At 62.7% G+C, this 20,045-nt stretch carries 20 protein-coding genes; 2 read left to right on the top strand and 18 right to left on the bottom strand.

The genetic code is table 11. The features are described 5' to 3' along the window. Positions 1-43: 43 nt before the first annotated feature. Together JG743_RS07155 and JG743_RS07150 are read right to left on the bottom strand one after the other, a co-directional pair. Positions 44-994, bottom strand: a complete 951-nt coding sequence (locus JG743_RS07155) for a hypothetical protein (RefSeq protein ID WP_202299103.1) — start codon at positions 992-994, stop codon at positions 44-46. A 13-nt stretch (positions 995-1,007) separates the two neighbouring features. Further along, complete coding sequence (locus tag JG743_RS07150; protein WP_202299102.1) at positions 1,008-1,499, bottom strand: hypothetical protein; 492 nt, start codon at positions 1,497-1,499, stop codon at positions 1,008-1,010. Positions 1,500-1,776: 277 nt separating this feature from the next. Between JG743_RS07150 and JG743_RS07145 the strand changes: the two genes are divergently transcribed. Further along, positions 1,777-2,418, top strand: a complete 642-nt coding sequence (locus JG743_RS07145) for a DUF2726 domain-containing protein (RefSeq protein ID WP_202299101.1) — start codon at positions 1,777-1,779, stop codon at positions 2,416-2,418. A gap of 389 nt (positions 2,419-2,807) precedes the next feature. Here the strand turns inward: JG743_RS07145 and JG743_RS07140 are convergent, their stop codons facing one another. Genes JG743_RS07140 through JG743_RS07130 form a run of 3 tightly spaced genes read right to left on the bottom strand, consistent with a single transcriptional unit; the run spans position 2,808 to position 6,188 of the window. Next, positions 2,808-4,163 carry a phospholipase D family protein gene (locus tag JG743_RS07140; RefSeq protein WP_202299100.1) on the bottom strand — a complete coding sequence of 452 codons (1,356 nt, stop codon included), beginning with the start codon at positions 4,161-4,163 and terminating at the stop codon, positions 2,808-2,810. 55 nt (positions 4,164-4,218) lie between these two features. Then, positions 4,219-5,184 (bottom strand): site-specific integrase, encoded by a 966-nt coding sequence (locus JG743_RS07135; RefSeq protein ID WP_202299099.1) that lies wholly within the window; start codon positions 5,182-5,184, stop codon positions 4,219-4,221. After that, entirely contained in the window at positions 5,181-6,188 is a 1,008-nt protein-coding gene (locus JG743_RS07130; RefSeq protein ID WP_202299098.1) for a hypothetical protein, read from the bottom strand. Before JG743_RS07130 ends, JG743_RS07135 begins: the two co-directional genes overlap by 4 nt. Before the next feature lie 675 nt (positions 6,189-6,863). Between JG743_RS07130 and JG743_RS07125 the strand changes: the two genes are divergently transcribed. Continuing rightward, positions 6,864-8,147: an NAD(P)/FAD-dependent oxidoreductase gene (locus JG743_RS07125; RefSeq protein WP_202299097.1), complete on the top strand. Its 1,284-nt coding sequence runs from the start codon at positions 6,864-6,866 to the stop codon at positions 8,145-8,147. A 54-nt stretch (positions 8,148-8,201) separates the two neighbouring features. On the opposite strand, the gene JG743_RS07120 is transcribed toward JG743_RS07125, so the two are convergent. The 13 genes from JG743_RS07120 to JG743_RS07060 all read right to left on the bottom strand — a co-directional run bounded on the left by JG743_RS07120 (position 8,202) and on the right by JG743_RS07060 (position 19,944). After that, positions 8,202-9,239: an ATP-grasp fold amidoligase family protein gene (locus JG743_RS07120; RefSeq protein WP_202299096.1), complete on the bottom strand. Its 1,038-nt coding sequence runs from the start codon at positions 9,237-9,239 to the stop codon at positions 8,202-8,204. A gap of 120 nt (positions 9,240-9,359) precedes the next feature. Continuing rightward, positions 9,360-9,605, bottom strand: a complete 246-nt coding sequence (locus tag JG743_RS07115) for an ABC transporter permease (RefSeq protein ID WP_202299095.1) — start codon at positions 9,603-9,605, stop codon at positions 9,360-9,362. 88 nt (positions 9,606-9,693) lie between these two features. Further along, positions 9,694-10,752, bottom strand: a complete 1,059-nt coding sequence (locus JG743_RS07110; protein ID WP_202299094.1) for an ABC transporter ATP-binding protein — start codon at positions 10,750-10,752, stop codon at positions 9,694-9,696. Between the two features lie 38 nt (positions 10,753-10,790). Beyond that, entirely contained in the window at positions 10,791-11,612 is an 822-nt protein-coding gene (locus JG743_RS07105; RefSeq protein ID WP_202299093.1) for a carbohydrate ABC transporter permease, read from the bottom strand. Beyond that, positions 11,613-12,515, bottom strand: a complete 903-nt coding sequence (locus JG743_RS07100; RefSeq protein WP_446720903.1) for a carbohydrate ABC transporter permease — start codon at positions 12,513-12,515, stop codon at positions 11,613-11,615. Between the two features lie 35 nt (positions 12,516-12,550). Next, complete coding sequence (locus JG743_RS07095; RefSeq protein WP_202299091.1) at positions 12,551-13,888, bottom strand: ABC transporter substrate-binding protein; 1,338 nt, start codon at positions 13,886-13,888, stop codon at positions 12,551-12,553. Positions 13,889-13,949: 61 nt separating this feature from the next. Then, positions 13,950-14,609 carry a GntR family transcriptional regulator gene (locus JG743_RS07090; RefSeq protein WP_202299090.1) on the bottom strand — a complete coding sequence of 220 codons (660 nt, stop codon included), beginning with the start codon at positions 14,607-14,609 and terminating at the stop codon, positions 13,950-13,952. A gap of 19 nt (positions 14,610-14,628) precedes the next feature. Then, entirely contained in the window at positions 14,629-15,513 is an 885-nt protein-coding gene (locus JG743_RS07085) for a dihydrodipicolinate synthase family protein (protein WP_202302487.1), read from the bottom strand. A gap of 197 nt (positions 15,514-15,710) precedes the next feature. Continuing rightward, positions 15,711-17,105 (bottom strand): multicopper oxidase family protein, encoded by a 1,395-nt coding sequence (locus tag JG743_RS07080; RefSeq protein ID WP_202299089.1) that lies wholly within the window; start codon positions 17,103-17,105, stop codon positions 15,711-15,713. 139 nt (positions 17,106-17,244) lie between these two features. After that, the gene (locus tag JG743_RS07075; RefSeq protein ID WP_244673079.1) at positions 17,245-18,075 is read right to left on the bottom strand and encodes an anti-sigma factor family protein; all 831 of its coding nucleotides are present in this window, start codon (positions 18,073-18,075) and stop codon (positions 17,245-17,247) included. Between the two features lie 38 nt (positions 18,076-18,113). Next, positions 18,114-18,644, bottom strand: a complete 531-nt coding sequence (locus tag JG743_RS07070) for a sigma-70 family RNA polymerase sigma factor (protein WP_446720902.1) — start codon at positions 18,642-18,644, stop codon at positions 18,114-18,116. Between the two features lie 46 nt (positions 18,645-18,690). Further along, the gene (locus JG743_RS07065; RefSeq protein WP_446720887.1) at positions 18,691-18,867 is read right to left on the bottom strand and encodes a cupredoxin domain-containing protein; all 177 of its coding nucleotides are present in this window, start codon (positions 18,865-18,867) and stop codon (positions 18,691-18,693) included. Between the two features lie 117 nt (positions 18,868-18,984). After that, positions 18,985-19,944 carry a metallophosphoesterase family protein gene (locus JG743_RS07060; RefSeq protein ID WP_202299085.1) on the bottom strand — a complete coding sequence of 320 codons (960 nt, stop codon included), beginning with the start codon at positions 19,942-19,944 and terminating at the stop codon, positions 18,985-18,987. Positions 19,945-20,045: the final 101 nt, after the last annotated feature.

Here is a 20,045-nt window from a genome sequence, read left to right as displayed (position 1 = left end):
GGGGCCAGGATGGGGCCTACGCAGGTGCTTCAGCGCTACCTTCTTATCTGAGTTGAAGATACCATTTGGTCAGCGCGTCCATCAACAAAATGGCTTCCGCCGCTATTTCCTTGCTAAAGCCGGAAGCCTGCCGCATTTCAGGTAGCGAAACAGATATCTGAACCCCTTTGTGTTCCGAGTAGCGCGAGAAAAGCGCACCGTCGGGGCGAGCATCCGCGAACCATTTCCTATCCAGTTCTGTCGCTGGCGATGAAATGAGATCAATTTGGCCAACGGATTTAGCGACCGAGATCCAGAGCCTGTGCCGCAGCTTTACGTGCGCTGGCAATCGCGCATCCGCAATGGGCGCTATCCAACTGTCGCCATCGAAGTAGCTGTCACGCAGCTTTGGAAATACGAATGGCAGATTGCGAGCTAGGCATTGTTCAACAATGTGTTCGAGATACTCCTTTTTGAGTTGGTGCAGCCGAGCATCTGGCACCTGAACGCCGGTAGCTTTTGATTTTTGTAGAGCGCGGTGGATAATGCCCCGCCGGTAGGTCAGTCGCGCCAGGTCGGAGCCGGTCATCAGTTCCGCGACCTTCTCTAAGCTGACAGTTGCATCGTATAGCTCGCGTTCGCCACGGTAGGCGTCAGGGGCGGCGAGGATCGTCCAGACTATGTCCCACCGATTGGAGCGCATCTGCTCTGCAAAAGCCCTATAACGAAGGGCCTGCCTCACAGCTGGGCCTGCCGTGATCTTGTCCTCAATTAAAAGACCGACACGCGCGCTGGAAACGGAACCTTCGACGAGAAGGTCGCCGAAACCTTCTCCGGCCAAACTAAACTCCGGCTTGACAGCAAGTACCTCGAACCCGTTGCAGGTCAGCCCGCACGCCGCCAAAAACCGCTGCCCGAAAGCGGGATCGCAATAGAATTCCTCAGCAAGCAGATGATCTATCTCGACCTCCTGCGCAGCCTTCCTGATCACCTCTGTCAGCAGCCCAACGGTCATTTAAGCTCCCGGATCAACCGCATTTCCAATTGGGAGGCGGCTCAACTCCCCAAAATTCCTTCCATTCCTCTCTCGTGCATTCTCCACTGAGGATCCGATCTTCCAGAGCTTTTCTCTTGGCCTGCTCGGCCATAGACCGCTCTAGGTCCTGGGTTTCTCGGTCGAGTTTGTCGAGTAAGGCTTTCCGACCGTCGGGGGTGTTGCGAAATTCCTCGCAAGCCGATGGTTCGGTGGCCCCGACAATGATCTTTCCTGCTCTGAACAAGGTGCATCGCTGTACAGCATAAGCTGCGTCGTATCTTATCCGAGCGTTCTCCTGGGCCAACGCAGCCGCCTCCTTCGCCTCTGCTTCGGCACGTTGCTGTTCAATATACTCGGTGACTTGTTTTCGCTTCCATGCCTCTTCACGTTCATTCATTGTCGCAAACAGGTAAACCATCGTTCCAAGCAGGATTACGGTCGTTACCGCTGCCCACACGAGGACAATCTCCGACCGTCTGCTCAACGTTCCCTCCTTTTATTCAGGGTCAATGCAATTTCTTTTCGACCTCAGCAAATTTAGCAATTCCTAAATCGATGGCAACCCGCCCGGATCCCCGAGCCTACCCGCATTTTAGCCTACCCGCATTCGAGACTTGCCTACTGCTCGTAGCCACGGGCCTAACGCTCAGTGAACCGGATGCAGGGCAATCAGGGATATTGCAGATCGTTTGACGCTTTGCTGATATGAGCAAATGTCGAATTACCAAGGACCACCTGCATCGCGGAGGTAGCTACTTTGCATGCCACCGGAATTTGTTGAGCCGCTACAACTCGCAGCCGTTCTTCTAGCTGGCGTCCTCGCTGGTATGGGCTTGGAGCGTTTCCTATCGAGAAGGCGGAGGCTGGCATGGAGGGAGAGGAACCGCGCGCGCTGGGCGAGAGAGCGCAGTGGGGGCGACATCCTTAGCGGCCTGTGGGTCGCCCCGAAGCCTGTTACCGCGCCACCGAAACCAACTGATCCTGCTGACCAGTTGCGGATTGTCATGGGTGCGAACTTCACAGTTCAACCGCTCCTCAACAAGAGCGAAGTGCGCGTCTTCAAGGAACTCGATCGCATGGTGATCGGCTGCAATCCGGGATGGCAGGTGATGGCCCAAGTGTCACTGGGCGAAATTCTGCGTAGCGCCAACGCCGACGCCTACAGCTGCATCAACTCGAAACGGGTGGACCTTCTTCTTGTGGACGAGCACTGTCTACCTCGACATGCACTCGAATACCAAGGCCATGCGCATCATCAAGGCACAGCAGCAGCACGTGACGCAGTAAAAAAGGAGGCCCTGCGGCGGGCGGGTATCAGCTACCACGAGATTGTCGGCGGCCATACTACGCCGTCGGAACTCAGAAGATTGGTCGAGAAACTCGTGGATAAGCCAGCGGCGTAGTGCGGATCAATTATCGCCTTGGTCGGGCATCCCGGCAAAACTTGTTGCTTTCGCATCCTCTTGTGCAACTCATCGCTAACGAGCCTGATATTGCGCAGGTGCTGGTGACCACCCGATTGGCCGGGTTGTCAGCGAGCGACCGCTGGATCACCAACATCATCGACGCTGCCCTGTGCGAGCGCACGCAATGTATGCGCGGTGGGAGTTCGGTCGTCAGATTTCTATGACCGGGGGGCAAAGCGCTCTTGGGCAAAGATGGCGAGTGGAAGGCACTGCACACCCAAAAATGATAGCGGATAAGGATAATTGTACAAGTTGAGGACGAACCGGCAACTGTCGAGACAAGTGCATCTGCCGCTCTGGGGCGCTACTTCATCCGCCTGACGCAGCTATTCTACGTGCACCATAACATCGTAGCCGAGAGACCGTAGCGCCTTGCTCGTGCGACCGTTTCGTGGCGGAAATCGGTTTGGCATTGCCCAACCGACTATCTCCCCCATCGCGCTAACGCCTAGGAGATCAACTTTTCGCTTCTTGTCGGAAATGGCTTCCCACAGACGCTGTGGCACTTCGTCGGGGCTTCCTCCGTAGAGCACATGTTGGAGCGTTTCCAACACGGGTACACCGCCCCGGTCCGGCGCTCGATAGACATGTCGGGCCAGTGCATCGACCTTTTCGCCAATGTTGTACTTCCTACCACCAGGTAGCCCCAAGAACCGATTGGGGGCGCGCCTCGCGTATTCGCGCACGGCATGGACGCGAGGCAGCACTTTGGCGAACTGGTCCTCAGAGAGTTTCGGCAGCTGTTCTGCGGAGAATGCTCGTCGCAAATAGGGGGCGACCTTATTCAGCATCGTATTCTCATCGGAAGTTGATGGCCATTTTCGCCACCATTCGACAACACGATCCAAGGCTGCATCGGGGTCGTGACGATTGCGATCAAAGTGTGTTTCGAAATCGGCACGTCTGCCATCGAAGGTGTTCTGATAATAATGTGCGTGCAGGAATTGGTCCGCCTGCGCGCCAAGTGGCGCAGTCGTGCCGATCCAACTTGGACGGTTTCCGTCTGTTGATATCTTCGCTGCGATGTCCCGAATAATTTGCAAAGTGCTGTTCCACTCGTCGAGGAACGCCTGCCGCCGTTTGTCCCCGGCAGACTTGGCGCTGATGCGAGCTAACCCCTCCCAGTGTGGAACGAGCTCCGTCTGGAGAAATTCCCTATCGGCATCCTTCGACGCGGCCTTTCGGCGTGTGAGCTCGGCGTTCCGTGCAGCAAGCAGATCAAATAGCTCCTGTGTTAACGGTGCAGCGTGAGCCTCCAGCTCCCGGAACATATGATCCAATTCAAGATCGTGACCGCCATTTACCAGTTCGGCCTCGCTGAGAAAGACACCAGCCTCAACGTTATTCCACCAAGCGCTCTGCGTCAGATTGGCCGAACCGATATAGGCTCCATGACCTCGCCACCAAATCACCTTGGGATGGAAGGCTCTAACCAGCTTGCAGACGTAACGACCAGAACGCTTCTCTAAGAACTTTTTGAGGACCGGGATAGCCACCGGCACACTCTCATCAAAGCGACCCCAAAAACGCAGCGGTAGCTTCTGATCCCAGCACCAATCGAAGAGAAGTTCATTTTCCGTAGCATATGCCACAGCGGCATCGACACGATGCGTCTTCTTTTCCGCGTTCAGAAGTACACTGCGAAGATATGTTCCGTTGATGCCATTCAGCAGCAGTTCCAATGATCTCGCCCCCCAATGCGCAGCCTGCCCCAATTACTGCAGCCTGCCCCAATTACTATAGCACGCGCGCAACAGCAGCGTCGTCGAACAGATCGACGGTGCGAAGATACGGGGAAAGTCCAGCCTCGGTCCTGTGCCCAGTTACCTGCCGTATCTTGTAAGATGTCGCCCCCGCCATCGCCGCCGAGGTCACAAGTCCGCTTCGCAGTGAGTGGGCCGAAAACGGACCTGGGTCGTATCCCGCAGAGACAAGCCGAGCCTTTAAAGTCTGACGGACTGCCTCACCGGAGATGCGCCTATCGAGAATGTTCCCGTGCTTGTTCGTGGCACGGAAGACAGGCCCAGCGTCGATCCCGGCGAACACCAGCCAGTCCTTCAGCGCCGCTATCGGACAGTGGCGGGTGCGTCCGAATGGCATGGCGACCTTCCGGCCCCGCGCCTCCTGATCTGTTTTGCTGCGGTGGATTGTGACTAAAGCACCCTTGGGGGTGAACTCGACATGCTCGACGTCCAGTGCCACCAATTCCGACCGCCTGGCGGCAAGTGCGAAACCCAGCAAAAGCATCGCCCGGTCGCGTATATCTTTGGGTCGATCCCCAAGCCGGTCGAGGACGGCGAACAGGTCGTCGCGAAGAAGCGCCCGAGCCTGCCGTTGACCAGCGCCGAGGCTGCGGCGAATGCCCTGCAAGGTCGCCGTGACGATTGCAGCCTTCGTGGGATCGACCTTGCCAAGCGCACGATGGATTTTTGAGATCGCCGCAAGCCTACGTTCCAGCGTTGCCACCGCGTAGGTCTCGGCGCCGTCCGCGAGATACTCAGCGACGACTTCGGGCGACACCGGTATCGACGCCCCCCAATTCTGGAAATGAGCAAGATCGAGTGCATACCCGCGCCGAGTATTCTCGGACATTGACTGACTGATGAACGCAGTGACACGCTCACCAACGGGGATGTCGCCAGTGCAATTAATTGCACTGGCGCGAAAACGTGTTGATCCTCGCTGGCCGACAATCTCCATCATGCCCGGCCTCGTGCTGCTTCGATCCGACATTGAAGGAGTAGGTCCATATGGTCGTAAAGAACCGCCAGCAGGTCTGTGACGAGGTTTTCGGGATAACCGTTGAAAGTGAGATGGGCGGTTTTAGCACCCTCTAGGATCGACCCCGCGCCGGGGTAGCTCAGCCGTCGATCAACGACATGCCCTTCAACCCGAAATACGAGATGTCCAATAAGATCGGCCTGGGCACTCACTGGCAAGTGTCGCTGCATCATCTGGCGCAGGGCTGTACATCGATCGCCAAACAGGGCGAGCGCCCGCCGACCAAGGCGCGCGTGCATGTCGAAGGCATAGTCGGGCCAGCCGCGGATCAGGACGGGCTCTGACAGTTGACCCGGTTGGACTATTACCGGCCCGCTACCTGCGGCTAACCAGATCAACGGTAATGTCAGCGGGTGCCCCTCGTCGGTGCGTGTGCTGCCGAGCCGGGCGACCTCCAGCACATTCTCCGCAACGCCAATATGCCGGTACACGTCGAGTAATGCCGGGAACGATCCTGCGACCTCCGGCAAGGCGAACGCTGGAAAGCGCCGGGTGCCTGCAATCAGCCATGCCGCCAACGTCCGTTCGACGATATGCCGGTCAGAGTTCGCCACGATGTCGCAAAGCTGGTGGTGCGTCAGATCGAGTATTGCCGTCCGGTGCTCCTTCCATCGAGGATGCAGGTCAGCGGCAACCAGCAGTTCGCATGCGTCCCTCGATTTCGGGGCGAAACATAGGCATTCCACGAGATGGGATGCTACCGCCCAATCGCCGCCATTCTCGGCACGCCAGCCTTTCCGGGTCGATGCGAACAGCACCTCCCTTACGAGATCGAGGTCGCCGATGCCGATGTCCTCCAGCGCGATTACGACGAGGCGACGCCAGAACCGATCAGTGTGACCGGAAAACAGGAAGCTCGTAGCTTCGAGGGCGATCGTCTGATACCCCGCCGGATGGCCTTCTGGAGAGTGGATGTCGCCAGCCATGGGTCGGATAGGTGGCGCGATGTGTCAGGTCGCTTGATGGGTGGCTTAGGATCGAGCAAGTCCATGGAAATCCTCTCATTTTTAACCTGAGAGGATGGTATCTCGCTGCTGCACTGCGTCATTCGATTTGCTTCATTCCTTCGACAAATTCGATATGGCAAGGCTAACGTGACAGGACACTGAAATGCGCACCGAGTACTCGGCGAAGAACACCTTGTTTTGACCGGGTTTAAGCCGATCAACGGAGCACACAGCGTGGCTGTCCGGCAACCAGTCCATCCGTGCTTGGGACAGGTGGGGGGACAAAGGGGGCTATGTGGCGTTAGACAAAGCTGGAAAAAGCCTTTTTCAGACAACTGCCCGTTTTGAACAGGTTAGACAGCGCAAGCCGTTGAAATCCCTCAAAAGCTGCGCTCCTGTCGGGATCACCATAGTTTTCAACAACTTGGCGAGACAGCGGCGGTATTTGCGTCGATCGGAGCGAAGCTGACTGTGGGGAACGCTATGATCGGGCTTGATCCCGGCGGCTCGCTGCCGCCCTTGGGAGCGTTGTCGGAGGGCCTCAGGGCCGGGCTCTTGGATTTTCTGCGGAAGCTGCATTCGGCAGGCACCCTCCTCATCAAACCCGCTTCTTTGCAGGCCGCTTCTTCGCCTGCTTCATAAGAACCTCGCCCCATGCTCGAAAGCGAACCGCCCAGAAGCCTTTACCGCGAGACCGCCGGCGACGGCGGCGACTACCCGGCGCTCGCCGGCGCCCGGCGGGCAAGGATCGCCATTGTCGGCGGCGGCTTCACTGGCCTCTCGACCGCCCTGCATCTGGCGGAGGCCGGCGAGGATGTCGCCCTGCTCGAGGCCCGTCAGCCGGGCTGGGGTGCTTCGGGCCGCAACGGCGGCCAGGTCAACCCCGGCCTCAAATACGATCCCGACGCCATAGAGGCGCTGTTCGGTCCGGATCTCGGGACGCGCATGGTCGACTTCTCCTACGCCGCGCCCGACTTCACCTTCGATCTCATCAAGCGCCTGTCGATTGATTGCGACGCCAGGCAGAACGGCACTATACGCGCCGCCATCCGCCAGAAACCGGCAGGTGCGGTGCGCACCACGGCCATGCAGTGCGCGCGGCGCGGCATGCCGGTCAGCATTCTCGACGCAAAGGCGATGGCGGCGCGAACCGGCACCGACAGATACATATCGGGCATGTTCGACGCCCGCGGTGGCGATCTCCACCCCTTGAAATATACCCTTGGTCTGGCAGGCGCGGCGCAAAATGCCGGTGCGCGGATCTTTGGCGACAGCGAAGTCGTCTCGTTGCGCAGGGAGGACGGACGGTGGCTTCTCGAGACCGGCAACGGTTCCGTCAGCGCCGAGAAGGTTCTCATCGCGACCAACGGCTATACCGACACTCTCTGGCCGGGCCTGGAGCAGTCCCTGGTTCCGGTGTTCAGCGCCATCGCCGCGACCGAGCCGCTCCCCTCCCCGGTTGCCGCGGCTATCCTTCCCGAAAGGCCTGTTGTCTACGAGGCCGGCAACATCACGGTGTACTACCGCATCGACGCGCAGAACCGCCTTCTCATGGGCGGCCGGGGGCCGATGCGGCCGATCGGCGATGCCTCCGCCATGGCCTACCTCACCGACTATGCGCCCCAGCTATGGCCGGCGCTTGCCGGGACACGCTGGACACATGGCTGGAACGGGCGTGTCGCGATCACCGAGGATCACCTCCTGCATGTGCACGAGCCGCAGGACGGCATCCTGATCTGCGTCGGTTACAACGGCCGCGGCGTTGCCATGGCCTCGGCGATGGGCAGCGTCCTGGCAAGGCGCCTTCGCGGCGATGAGACCACCCCGTTCCCGATGCCTATATCGCAGATGAAGCGGATCCGGTTCCACCGTTTCTGGCCGCTGGGTGTAAGGGCGGCGATCCTTTCGGGGCGGCTGAAGGATCGTTTCGGCCTTTGATGCGGCGCCAGGGGCGCCCCGGACCAAAATGACCTGCACGCGTCGCCAAGGCGTTCAGGCGTCGTGCGTATCCGGCACGCCCAGCGGCGGGTGGATTTCGGCGACCGGAACAGGCTCCGGACTGCCGTAGGCCCGGAGGCATTTTGAGCGGAGCGCATCGGCGTAGAGCCGGGCAAGCCCCTTATGCCGCCGGCGCAGATAGTCCGACTGATCGAGCCGCCAGCGTCGCTCGATGTCCGCCATGATGGCCGGATTGCTCCAGGTCGCATAACCGCCGGCCGAATAGACGGTAATCTCGCCGGCGTAGAGCCGCTCGCGCGTGACCAGGAAATCGACGCGGACATAATCGAGATCGCCGGCGATGCGCGGGGCGATCAGGGCGGCTTGCCTGATCAATTCGACGAGGCGGGCGGTGACGGGCAGCGCCTGATCCTCGCGCGGATAGTCGATGTCGCGCCCGGCCAAGGGGTTGCCGTCAGGTTCGAACAGCCGCGACTTGAGTGCCTTCTTGTCCTCGGCCCTGACATGGCAGACGACGCCGCTGCAGACCTGGACCTTGATCTCGGTGGCGATCTCGCCGCCGCTGAGCGGCAGCATCTCCTCCACGAACACTTCCGGCACGATCGGCCAGTAGGCCCACTCGCTGTTGCGGCGACCCTGGCGCTTGCCCAGCCACAGCCTCAGCTGACGCACGATGGAGGCGCGATCCGGCTGGCCGCCCGAGACGAAGACGTTCATGTCGCAGCCATGGTTGGCCTTGACCACCACATCGCCCTCAAGCAGCACCGATGGGATATCGTCGGGATCGTGTCCGCGCCACAAGGTCTTCGGCACCTCCAGCTCCGGGCAGACGGCGCGGACATAATCCTTCGCGGCGAGCTTGTCCGACAAAGTGATGAACAGCGGATTGTGATCGATCAGCCTTCGCCAGAGCATGCATTCGTTATAGCGCTCGGGCGCGGCGGGATTGGGCCAATAGCCCATCTTCCTTGCAAACCGCACCACAAGCATCGGGTGACGAAGCGTGATCAGTAGCCGCGCCGCCGCCAGGACAAGGCGGTGCCGCGCCGGGATATCGGCGGCCGGCCTCATCGAACGGTTACGATTGTCCGAATGGAATTCTTCCCCGGCGACTCACATCGCTGAACCACGGCACACCCCGCCCTTTGACGGCGCACCTAAGCACCACCGGGGTACGCCGGCAAGCTGGCGTTATCGGTTCGAGCGGCCGAGCGCGGTCGAAGCCACCAGAAGCACGATCGAGGCGGCGATCAGCACTGTCGCGGCAGCGGCAATGGTCGGCGTCAGCGTGTCGCGCGCGATGGTGAACATCTCGCGCGGCAAGGTGCGCTGTCCGGGGCCGCCGAGGAACATCGTCACGACAACCTCGTCGAGCGAGGTGGCGAAGGCAAACAGCGCGCCCGAGGTGACGCCTGGCAGGATGATCGGAAGCGTCAACCGGATGCGGTCGAGGCCACGCGCCGCGCGCGTGCCGAGCGGCTGCTCAAGGCGACCTTGCCGAGGGCGAGGTCGCCATCGCGACGTTTCAGATGCGTCGGCCGGTGCTCGCCTCGAACAGATGGGCGCAGGCGCGGTCGGCCTCGATGTGCACCGCCTGGCCCTGTTTCAAAGCGAGCCGCTCGCGGAACAGGCAGGAGATCTCCTCGCCGGCGCAGTCCACCGTGGCGAAGATCTCCGAGCCGGTAGCCTCTAGAAGCGTCACGGTGCCGGCGATGCCCGAGCTGCTTGCCCGGATATGTTCGGGACGGATGCCGTAGACAAGCTCGCCGTCCGGGACCCGAGCCGGATGGGTGTCGTCCGGCAGCGGCAGCGTCAGTCCGCCGGCGCTGCGGAAGACGCCTTCCTCGACGCGGCCGCGGATGAAGTTCATCGACGGCGACCCGATGAAGCCGGCGACGAACAGATTGGCCGGACGGTCGTAAAGATCGAGCGGCGCGCCGATCTGCTCGACCAGCCCGTCATGCAGCACGACGATCTTGTCGGCCATGGTCATCGCTTCGATCTGGTCGTGCGTGACATAGATGGTGGTGGTGCCCAGTCGCTGGTGCAGTGCCTTGATCTCGCCCCGCATCTGCACGCGCAGCTTGGCGTCGAGATTGCTGAGCGGCTCGTCGAACAGGAACACCTGCGGGTCGCGCACGATGGCGCGGCCCATGGCGACTCGCTGGCGCTGGCCGCCGGAAAGCTGGCGCGGATAGCGGTCGAGCAGCTTTTCCAGGCCGAGTATGCCTGCCGCCCGCTTGACCCGGCTTGCCGTGTCGGCCGGATCGGCGTTCTTGATCTTGAGCGCAAAGCCCATATTGTCTGCCACCGTCATGTGCGGATAGAGCGCGTAGTTCTGGAACACCATGGCGATGTTGCGGTCGCGTGCCCTGAGATCGTTGACGACCCGCTCGCCGATGGCGATCTTCCCGGCCGAGATCGTCTCCAGCCCCGCGATCATGCGCAGCAGCGTCGACTTCCCGCAGCCCGACGGCCCGACCAGGATGACGAACTCGCCATCGGCGATATCGACGCTGACATCGTGGATGATCCTGGTGGCTCCGAAGGCCTTCTGCACGTTGTTGATCGTCACCGATGCCATTTTATGTTTCCACGAAACTGTAGTGTCTGGCTGGATGCTCAGCCGCCCTTGACCGCGCCGGCGGTCAGCCCGGCGACGATCTGCCTCTGCGCGAACAGGGTCAGCACCAGCACCGGCAGCGTCACCACGAGGGCGGCCGCGGCGAGCGGCCCCCAGCTCACCTGCTCGTAGGACAGCATGTTGTAGACGGCGACCGGCAAGGTGCGCGTCTCGCGGCTGGCGAGCACCACGCCGAAGACGAAATTGTTCCAGGAGAAGATGACCGACAGGATGAAGGCGACGACGATGCCGGGCTTGGCGATCGGCAGCGCCACCAGACGGAACACCTGCCAGGAGCTGGCGCCGTCGATGCTGGCCGCTTCCTCCAGTTCCATTGGCGTCGTCTCGAAGTAGCCGATCATCACCCAGACGACGATCGGCACGGTCACCACCAGATGGATGATGATCTGCGGCCACAGCGTGCCGAGGATGCCGATCCACTGGAACAGCAGGAACAGCGGGATCAGATAGGAGAGCCCCGGCGTCATGCGGGCGATCATGATGACGACGGCGGAACGCTCGGCCTTGAGCCGGGCAATGCCATAGCCGGCCGGTACGCCGATCAGCAGCGCCAGCAGCGTTGCCGTGCCGGTGACCAGCACCGAATTCCAGAGGTAGAGCAGGAAGTTGTTCTCATCGAACACTTTCACGTAGTTCGACCAGGCGAAGCGCTCGGGGATCAGGATCGGCGGATAGGCGCCGTTGTCGATCTCGAATTTCAGCGACAGCGAGATCATCCAGAGGAAGAACAGGATCGCCGGCGAGACGAACACCAAGGCCGCGAAGAACAGCCCGATCCGGTTGATGAGCCGCGACGTCATCTACTTGCCCTCCGCGTTGATCCATTGCGAGCGCTGGCGAAGCATCAAAAGGATGAAGGACAGCGCCACGATCACGATGAAGAACACCACAGCCATGGCCGAGCCGTAGCCGATGTCGTAGTAGGAGAAGGCGGTGTTGTAGAGGTAGATGTTGATGGTCTCCGACGCCGTGCCAGGACCGCCCTGGGTCATGGCGTAGATGATGTCGAAGCTCTTCAGCGCGTCGATGGTGCGGATGATGACGGCGATCATCAGGAACGGCGCGATCATCGGCAAGGTCAGGTAGCGGAACTGCTGCCAGGCATTGGCGCCGTCGATCTCGGCGCTCTCGAACGGCTCGCGCGGCACCGAGGCCAGTCCGCCCAGCACGATCAGCATCACCAACGGCGTCCACTGCCAGGTCTCGACCGCGACCAGCGAGGGAATGACGGTCTTGGCGTTGAAGATCCATTCCTGTGCCGGAATGCCGACCAGCGACAGCAGGTAGTTGAGCACACCGAGCTGCGGGTGGAACATCATCGTCCACACCAGCGCCACGGCGACCGGCGTTGCCATCATCGGCATCACGAAGATGCCGCGCAGCAGGCCGCGCAGCGGGACCTTCGCATCGAAGATCAACGCGGCGACAGTGCCGAGGAACATCGGCGCGACGACCGAAAGGAAGGTGTAAGTCAGTGTATGCCAGAGCGATTCCCAGAACCGCGGGTCGCTCGCCAGGCGGAGATAGTTTTCCATGCCGGCAAAGCTGCGCGACTGGCCGAGCGTCCAGCGATTGACGCTCATCCACAGTGTGAAGGCCCAGGGGAAGACGATCACCGCGCCGACGACGACGAGCGCCGGCACGACGAAGGGCCAGTAGTTGGGAGCCAGACGCACCGTCTGGCCCCCTTCCATGGCTTTCATCGTCACCCCGGCCTGGTCTGGGGTGGTGGCGGACATCAGCCTTGCTCGCTCCGGTCGAGGACCGGCTGGAACTGCTCGGTGGCCTTCTTCAATTCGTCCGCCGGATCGGCGCCGGCGATCATGTTGCTCAGCGCCACGCCGTAGATGTCGCGGAACTCGGTAACCGGGATGATGACAGGCAGCGCCAGCCGGCTGACATTGCCGGAGCCGACCACGGCGTCCAACCAGCTTGCCGGCATGGTGACGCCTTCGCGCACCTTGGGATCCTCCAGCACCGACTTGCGGAACGGCACGCCGGCGCCGGCCTGCAGCAGCCGCGCGCCCATGGCGGGCGACACCGCCCACTGGCAGAAGAGATAGGCGGCCTCCTTCTTCTCGCTGGCTGCCGTGACGCCGATGCCGTCGCCGAACGTGCCCGAGGCATGCGCCTTGGGCCCTTTGGGCATGACGCCGTAGCCGACCTTGCCGACCACCCGCGACTTCTCCGGGTTCTCCATCGGCGGCGCGAATCCGACGCCATCGAACCACATGCCGATCTTGCCCTGCAGGAAGGCGGACTGCGCCTCGGCCCAGTTGAAGCCGGTGACGCCGGGAGGCGCAGATTTGGTCATCAGCCGCTGGTAGAGGCCGGCGGCCTCGACCGCCTCGGGAGACAGCGTGCGCAGCTTGCCATCGGCGTCGAGCGGCGTCATGTCGTAGCCCAGCATCAGCGACGTCCACACCGGCGTGTTGGCGTTCTTCAGCCCGCGGGCGACGAAGCCATAGGTGTTGGCCGCGGGATCGGTCAGCGCCTCGGCGGCGGCGACCAGTTGCTCGAAGGTTTCGGGGTACTTCAGCCCCTTGGCTTCGAACAGCTCCTTGTTCCAGTAGAGGATCCAGTAGTCGACGGAGAACGGCAGCGAGCGCAGCGCGCCCTGCGCGTCCTTGGCGAACACCATGCCGGCATCGGCGAAGTCGCTCTCGATCAGCGCCGGATCGGTAAGCGTCGGATCGGCCAGATAGCCGGAGATGTCGGCCAGCCAGGCGCCCTTCTCGAACTGCCGTTTCTGCACGTGGTAGCTGAGATGCACGACATCGAAGCTCGGCTTGCCGGAGCTGAGCTCGATCACCGTCTTCTGGCGCTGCTGCTGTTCGGGCGTCGCCTCGGCATTGACCTTGATGCCGGTCAGTTCCTCGAACTCGGCGAGATATTTTATCAGCGTGTCGCTGCGCGGGCTCTTCACAAGATTGACGTCGAGCGTGGTGCCGGCAAAGCGCTTCCAGTTGACGCCGGCGGCGAAGCCCGGGCGCAGGCCGGCGAGACCGGCGGCGGCAAGAGCGGCGGTTCCGGCAAGCAGTTGCCTTCTAGTTGGGGTGAATGGATTGGACGACATTTCTTCCTCCCTGGTTACTGTCGTTGTGGGTTGCGCCGCAGTCGCGGCGCGGCTCATTTCCTTAGATTTGCAGCGCCAGTCGGCGTGCATTGTCGATGTGCTGGCTGATCGCCTCGACCGCCTTTTGCGGGTTGCGGTTTTCCATGGCCTCGATCACCGCCAGGTGCTCGCGCATGACCGGCACGACGCGGCCGTCGATGCGGAACCGTTCCTGGTGGATCAGCCGGATCTTCACCGAATTGACCAGGTACGCCTTGGCGATGATCTCGTTGTCCAGCGCGTCGATGAAGGTGTCGTGCATCGCCCAGTCGATGGCCTGCGCTTTTGCCTCCATTTCCGGCGTCGCCGGCTGCGCCAGCGCTTCGGCGAGCATCTCCTCATGCTCGCGCCTGAGGCGGGCGAGCTCGGCATCGGCGGCGTTGACGGTGAACAGCGCCACCGCCTCGCGCTCCATGAACAGGCGGAACTGGAAGGCCTCGCGGATCAGGTTGATGTCGATATGCGCGATCTGCATGCCACGCTGCGGAATAGTGGTCAGCAGGCCCTCGGCTTCGAGCCGTGGCACGATCTCGCGAATGGCGCCGAGCGGCAGCCCGGTGAAGGCGACTAGCTCGCGCTGCGACACGAACTGACCCGGCCTCAGATCGCGCGCCAACAAATGCCGCGTGAAGCTGGCATAGGCCTTTTCCCTGAGGGTCGCCGGTTCGCTGCTGTCTTCCATTCAGCGCTTCCTTTGCCGGTCAGGCCGGCTCTGTCGCAAACAATTGATCATAGGCCGCGGCAAGCTGCCTGCGTCCCTGCTGGGAGGTCGGCTCGAGCGGCGGACGCACGGCATGCCAGGCTTCATCGCCGGTGCTGCGCGCCACCATCGCCTTGACCGCCGGTATCACCGGGAATTTGAGCAGCTCGAGTACGAAATTCTCGACACGGGGATCGTCGCGCCCGTCCACCGCCATGGCGCGGATCTCGCCGGTGACGAAATTCGCCATGCCGGAAATAGCGCCCTGCCCGCCCTGGCGCACGCTTCTGGCCAAATGCCGCTCGTCGCCGATCAGGATCACCAGATCGCCATGCGCGGCAAGCAGCGCCTCGCTGTAGCTCCAGTCGCCACCCGAATCCTTGACGCCTGCGACCACGTCCGGAAAGGCGGTGCGCAGCCGGCCGATCAGGCTGAGCGGCAACGGCACCATGGTGACGGACGGGATGTTGTAGAGCAGGATGTCGCGGGCCAGCGGACCGAGCGCCGCGAAGACGGCGGCAAACCAGCCGAACAGCCCGTCCTCGCCGACATTCTTGAAATAGCTCGGCGGCGCCAGAAGGATGTTGCGGGCGCCCAGTTGCAATGCGTGCCGCGCCTGTTCGGCCGCATCCTCGGCCGCATCGACCAGCACGCCGGCAACGATCTGATGCGCCGGGATGCCGGCGGCAAGCATCGCCTCGACGATCCGGCGCCGCTCTTCGGTGCCGATCGAAGCGCCTTCGCCCGTTGTGCCGAAAAGCGTCGCGCTGCCGCAGCCGGCGCCAAGGCAGGCCTTCGCCTGCGCCACCATGGCGGGAACCGCGATCTGCCCCGACGCGTGAAAAGGCGTCGCCAGGGCGACCGAAAGACCAAAGCGCGAAACCACTGCGAGCATTCTCCTGATATCACTATGCGAACAGTCATATCATACTAACATGTTAGTTGTAAACGCGTAGCCGCAGATTTCAGAAATGGGGTTCCTTTCAGGGGTTTGGAAACGCCCGGAGGCGCCGCATCCGGAGCGGCTTCCAGATCAGCCTATGCCGCGCCGCGAGCCGCGGTCATGCCTATATGCGGGAATCCTCAGACCACCCGGACATAGCTCGTCATGCCCGACTTCTGGTGCTCGATGATGTGGCAGTGCAGCAGCCAGTCGCCAGGATTGTCGGCGACGAAACCCAGTTGGACCTTCTCGTCGGGCTGGATCAGATAGGTGTCGGAGACCATCGGCTGAACCGGGCGCGTCGAGGACGACAGCACCTTGAAGCTCATGCCGTGCAGATGCATTGGGTGTGACTGCGGCGTCAGGTTCTCCATATCGATCACATAGCTTTTGCCGAGCTTCAGCTCCGCCAGCGGCGCGGTCGGGTCCGATGTGTCGCCGGGCCACGGCACCTTGTTGATCGCCCAGAAGCTGTAGCCGAGCGAGCCGCAGATGCCGTCGGCCGGAACGTTTTCCGCGGTGGCGCTGAGCGCCAGCGAAATGTGCTTCGCATTGGCGACATCTACCTCGGCCACCGGATTGGCCTCCAGCGGCGCAAGGTCACGAACGTCGCGCTTGAGGGACTTTCCGACCGCGCGCAGCGTCGCAACGATCTTGGGCTTGGTGCCCCTGACGTCTCCGAGGCTGACGATCGCCCCCTCATCGTCGGGCATGCGGATGGCCAGATCCAGCCGCTGGCCGGGTCCAAGCTGCAGGGCGTCGGGCGCGAAACGTTGCGGCACCGGATTGCCATCGAGAGCGATGACCGCAGCCTCGGCCCCCTCGACACGAAAAGCGTAGATGCGGGTGACGTCGGTGATGGCGGCCCTCAGCCGCACCAGGCCACCGGCGGGTGCGTCAAACTGCGGCTGGTCGAGCCAGTTCGCGGTGCGCACCGTTCCATACGTGCCCGCCCTCGCCGCGTCGCGGGGCCGGAACTGGTCGATGAACTGGCCGTCGTCGCCGAGGCGCCAGTCGCGCAGATTGATCACCACCTCGGCATCGAATTGCGGATCGTTCGGGTTCTCCACCACGATCACGCCAGTCAGCCCGTGGCCCATCTGGGTCAACGTGTTGCAGTGCGGGTGATACCAGAAGGTGCCGGCGTCCGGCGGCGTGAACGCGTAGTCGAAATGATCGCCGGTGTAGACATAGGGCTGCACCAGGAACGGCACGCCGTCCATCTTGTTGGGGACGCGGATGCCGTGCCAATGGATCGTGGTCGGATCGTCGATGCCGTTGATCAGCCGCGCGGCGAAGGGCTCGCCCTTCTTCATCCTGAGCACCGGCGGCATGCCGGCCTCGCCATAGGTCAGGACATCCTTGGTCGGGCCGACATCCATCAGCTTCGCCTCGATCCTCGCCGTCTTCAGCATCACCGGATCGGGCCTGGCCAATGCCCGGCTGGCGAACCTGCCCATGGAGAACAGCCCGATACCGGCCGCGCCGGCCACCGCCGTGGTTTTCAGAAATTTGCGGCGCGTCAGCAGCGTCATGTTGCGTTCCAACTCGAAAGACAATCGTGGCGCCGAGGGCCGAGCATCGTGACGGCACGGTCGCACGCGACAGAGTGCAAGTTTCGATACCGGCACGCTCGGCTGCCGACAACACCACGTCGTTCGACCAGAGCAAAAATCACCCTGCCGTGATCGCGGCCCGGAACCGGTCGACAAACTCGTCGAGCGCGGGCCGTTCCGTATCGGATATCGCCCAGTAGGAGAAGGCGTCGTCGGTCCAGTGGACCATCGAGAACCCGCCGGCGGACAGATCGGTGGCGACCGGCGCCGAGGCGCCACCATTTTGCTGTGGCGCCGCGATCAGCGTGATCAGATGTTCGTGGTGGCGGTAGACGAGCGCCGGCATCGGTTTGTCGCCGATCACTTCGATCCGCCCGCCAAGCAACGCAAAGCCGTCCTTGGTAAGGTCGGGCGCCGGCGGCGACACGCCGATCCGGGCGTCGAGCCAGGGTTTGACCGTGTGCCGGTCCGACGAGACGACGTCCACCGGGCTCGCCGCCAGCAAGCTGCGGCGATGGCCGCTGGCGATGGCGACCGCAAAGCTGTCGGTTGAATTGCCCACCATCAGCCATTGCGTCGCCCCGCTGGCCAGTACTGCCGTGAGTGCGATCGATGCCGCCATGGCGCGCCAGTCGAAAGAACCGAATCGGCGCGCCGCCGGCCATGTCCGGGTAGGCCGCGTTCGGGCCTGTCGCCCCGATGCATCCCGCGATTGAGGTGCAGCTGCCTCGAGGTTCTCCTGCTGACCTGTCGCGCCGATGGCGGCGATACGCGCCATGAAGGCATCGCTGACCTGCGGACGCGGCAAGCGGGCCACGGCCGCCTGGGCGGCGACGATGCGGGCATGTTCGGCGGCAAGTTCCGGATCGGCGGCGATACGCCGCTCGACGGCCAGTGCCGCGGCCGCATCTAGCTCGCCGTCGACCAGAGCGTGGATCATCAGCTTCATGTCCTGCCGGTCCTCGGGCAATCCGTCGTCAGTTGGGTTCATGCCGCTCTCCCAAGATCAGACATCAGCAGCCCGCGGGCACGGGCCAGCCGTGACATCACCGTACCTTGCGGCACGCCGAGCATGGTGGCGATCTCGCGATAGCTGAGGCCGTTGATGTCGCGCAGCACCAGCGTTTCGCGAAATGGCTGCGGCAGCCTGGCAATGGCCGCTTCCACCGCCGCAGTATCCGCCTTGGCGATCAGCGCCGCCTCCGGACTGTCGGCGGCGCTGTCGGGCGGCAACGCCACATCGTCAAGGTCGGCGAGATCGCCAACAGCGACCACGCCGCGCGGCCGGTTGCGCGCCATCCAGGAATAGGAGGCGTTGCGCACGATGGCGAGCAGCCAGGCGCGCGCATTGCCGCCGGCGTAGCCAGCGATGCCCGCATGCGCCTTGAGGCAGGCTTCCTGCACCACGTCCTCGGCGTCGGCGGCATTGCCGGTCAGCCAGCGGGCAAGCGAAAGCGCATCGCCGAGATGAGGCAGCACCACCTCGCCGAACCGCTCGGCCAGGACCCTTTCGCTCAGCACCGTCTCACCATCGGGCACTCCCGGCAGGGTTTTCCGGCTGCCCTCAGGGGGCGACGGTGATCTTGCCCTGCATGTGCGGGTGAAGTCCGCAGTAATAGGCATACTCTCCTGCCTTGGTGAAGGTGAGGGCATAGGTGTCACCGGTGTCAAGCGCCTTGGAACGAAACGAGGCATCGCTGGCGACGACCAGATGCGGGATGTCATCGTCATTCTCGGGCATCCGCCGCATGCAGGGGAGCGGCGGCCAGGACAGCCAGGCTGAGGCCCGCGAGGGCCAGAACAAGCCGGCGAGAGGAGCGAAAGCAATTCATGGAGCGTTCTTTCTTCAGCGTGAGGATCAGGCATCGGCGAGCGTGCTGTCGATGATCGCCAGCTCCTCCTTGCCCTGCGTGACGGCGACGTTTGTGATACCGAGCAGGCCGCGCAGCTGGCCGGCGGGCACGGTCATCGGCCCGGGCGAGGCGGCCGTGCCCGGCGCCGGCTGCGGGAAGGCCGTCGAGCGTGCCGTGTGGAAGGTGACGTTGCCTTCCACCTTCTGCATGATCTGGTGGATGTGGCCGTTGAGCACGGTGACCGAACCGAAGCCCTTGAGCAGGGCCAGCGCCTGCGCGGCGTCGTCGGTGCCCCAGCCCCATTGAGGATAGACCGCCCACAGCGGGATATGGGCAAAGACGACGATGGGCGTCGACGCGCTGACCGCCTTCAGGTCGTCGGCCAGCCACGCCAGCTGCTCTGCGCCGAGATTGCCGAGCCCGCCAGCCTTGAGGTTGACGACATTGACCAGGCCGATGAAATGCACGCCGTTCTGGTCGAACGAATACCAGCCGGCGCCCTTGGTGCCCTTGCCGTAGCGGTCGAGATAGGCCTGCCCGTTGGCGTCGTCGATGAGGTCGTGCTCGCCGGGCACGTAGTGCACGTCGAATCCGGCGCCACCGATGATCTGCGCCGCATTGTCGAACTGAGCTGCCTTGGAAAGATGGGTGATATCACCGGTATGGATCAGGAACGAGGGCTTGTGCGGCAGCGCCTGGATTTTGCCCATCGCTTCCTTCAGCGTGTCGATGGCATGCGGGTTGGCGGCCTTGTCGAAGCCGATATGGCTGTCCGATATTTGCAGGAAGGTGAAGCCGCTGGCCAACGCCTCGGCCGCTTTCGCCTCGCCGAGCAGGCCGAGCGATGTCGGCACGCCGCCGGACAGTGTCCAGAGCACGCCGGTGCCGGCCCAGATCATGCATTCGAGCGCATGGCGGCGGCTGATGCCCTCGCCTTCCCTGTCGTCGTTGTGATGGTGGGTCATGTCGATCTCCTGCGGCGCCCGAAGTGGCGCATGCTTGGGAGACCCACGGACACGGCGGTTTATTCCCGCCGCGCCCGCCTTCGCCGATCACGGTGACGTGA

The organism is Mesorhizobium sp. 131-2-1 (genome assembly GCF_016756535.1).
GTDB lineage: Bacteria > Pseudomonadota > Alphaproteobacteria > Rhizobiales > Rhizobiaceae > Mesorhizobium.
The sequence above is the reverse complement of the archived record's forward strand: the minus strand, read 5'-3'. Positions and strand labels throughout refer to the sequence as shown.

Coding starts and splice junctions, on each gene's coding strand:
- JG743_RS07110 (WP_202299094.1), bottom strand. CDS start 10,752: ATGGCATCGGTGACGATCAACAACGTGCAGAAGGCCTTCGGAGCCACC.
- JG743_RS07100 (WP_446720903.1), bottom strand. CDS start 12,515: ATGAAAGCCATGGAAGGGGGCCAGACGGTGCGTCTGGCTCCCAACTAC.
- JG743_RS07065 (WP_446720887.1), bottom strand. CDS start 18,867: ATGCCCGAGAATGACGATGACATCCCGCATCTGGTCGTCGCCAGCGAT.
- JG743_RS07105 (WP_202299093.1), bottom strand. CDS start 11,612: ATGACGTCGCGGCTCATCAACCGGATCGGGCTGTTCTTCGCGGCCTTG.
- JG743_RS07155 (WP_202299103.1), bottom strand. CDS start 994: ATGACCGTTGGGCTGCTGACAGAGGTGATCAGGAAGGCTGCGCAGGAG.
- JG743_RS07135 (WP_202299099.1), bottom strand. CDS start 5,184: ATGATGGAGATTGTCGGCCAGCGAGGATCAACACGTTTTCGCGCCAGT.
- JG743_RS07125 (WP_202299097.1), top strand. CDS start 6,864: ATGCTCGAAAGCGAACCGCCCAGAAGCCTTTACCGCGAGACCGCCGGC.
- JG743_RS07075 (WP_244673079.1), bottom strand. CDS start 18,075: ATGAAGCTGATGATCCACGCTCTGGTCGACGGCGAGCTAGATGCGGCC.
- JG743_RS07120 (WP_202299096.1), bottom strand. CDS start 9,239: ATGAGGCCGGCCGCCGATATCCCGGCGCGGCACCGCCTTGTCCTGGCG.
- JG743_RS07090 (WP_202299090.1), bottom strand. CDS start 14,609: ATGGAAGACAGCAGCGAACCGGCGACCCTCAGGGAAAAGGCCTATGCC.
- JG743_RS07080 (WP_202299089.1), bottom strand. CDS start 17,105: ATGACGCTGCTGACGCGCCGCAAATTTCTGAAAACCACGGCGGTGGCC.
- JG743_RS07095 (WP_202299091.1), bottom strand. CDS start 13,888: ATGTCGTCCAATCCATTCACCCCAACTAGAAGGCAACTGCTTGCCGGA.
- JG743_RS07145 (WP_202299101.1), top strand. CDS start 1,777: ATGCCACCGGAATTTGTTGAGCCGCTACAACTCGCAGCCGTTCTTCTA.
- JG743_RS07130 (WP_202299098.1), bottom strand. CDS start 6,188: ATGGCTGGCGACATCCACTCTCCAGAAGGCCATCCGGCGGGGTATCAG.
- JG743_RS07060 (WP_202299085.1), bottom strand. CDS start 19,944: ATGACCCACCATCACAACGACGACAGGGAAGGCGAGGGCATCAGCCGC.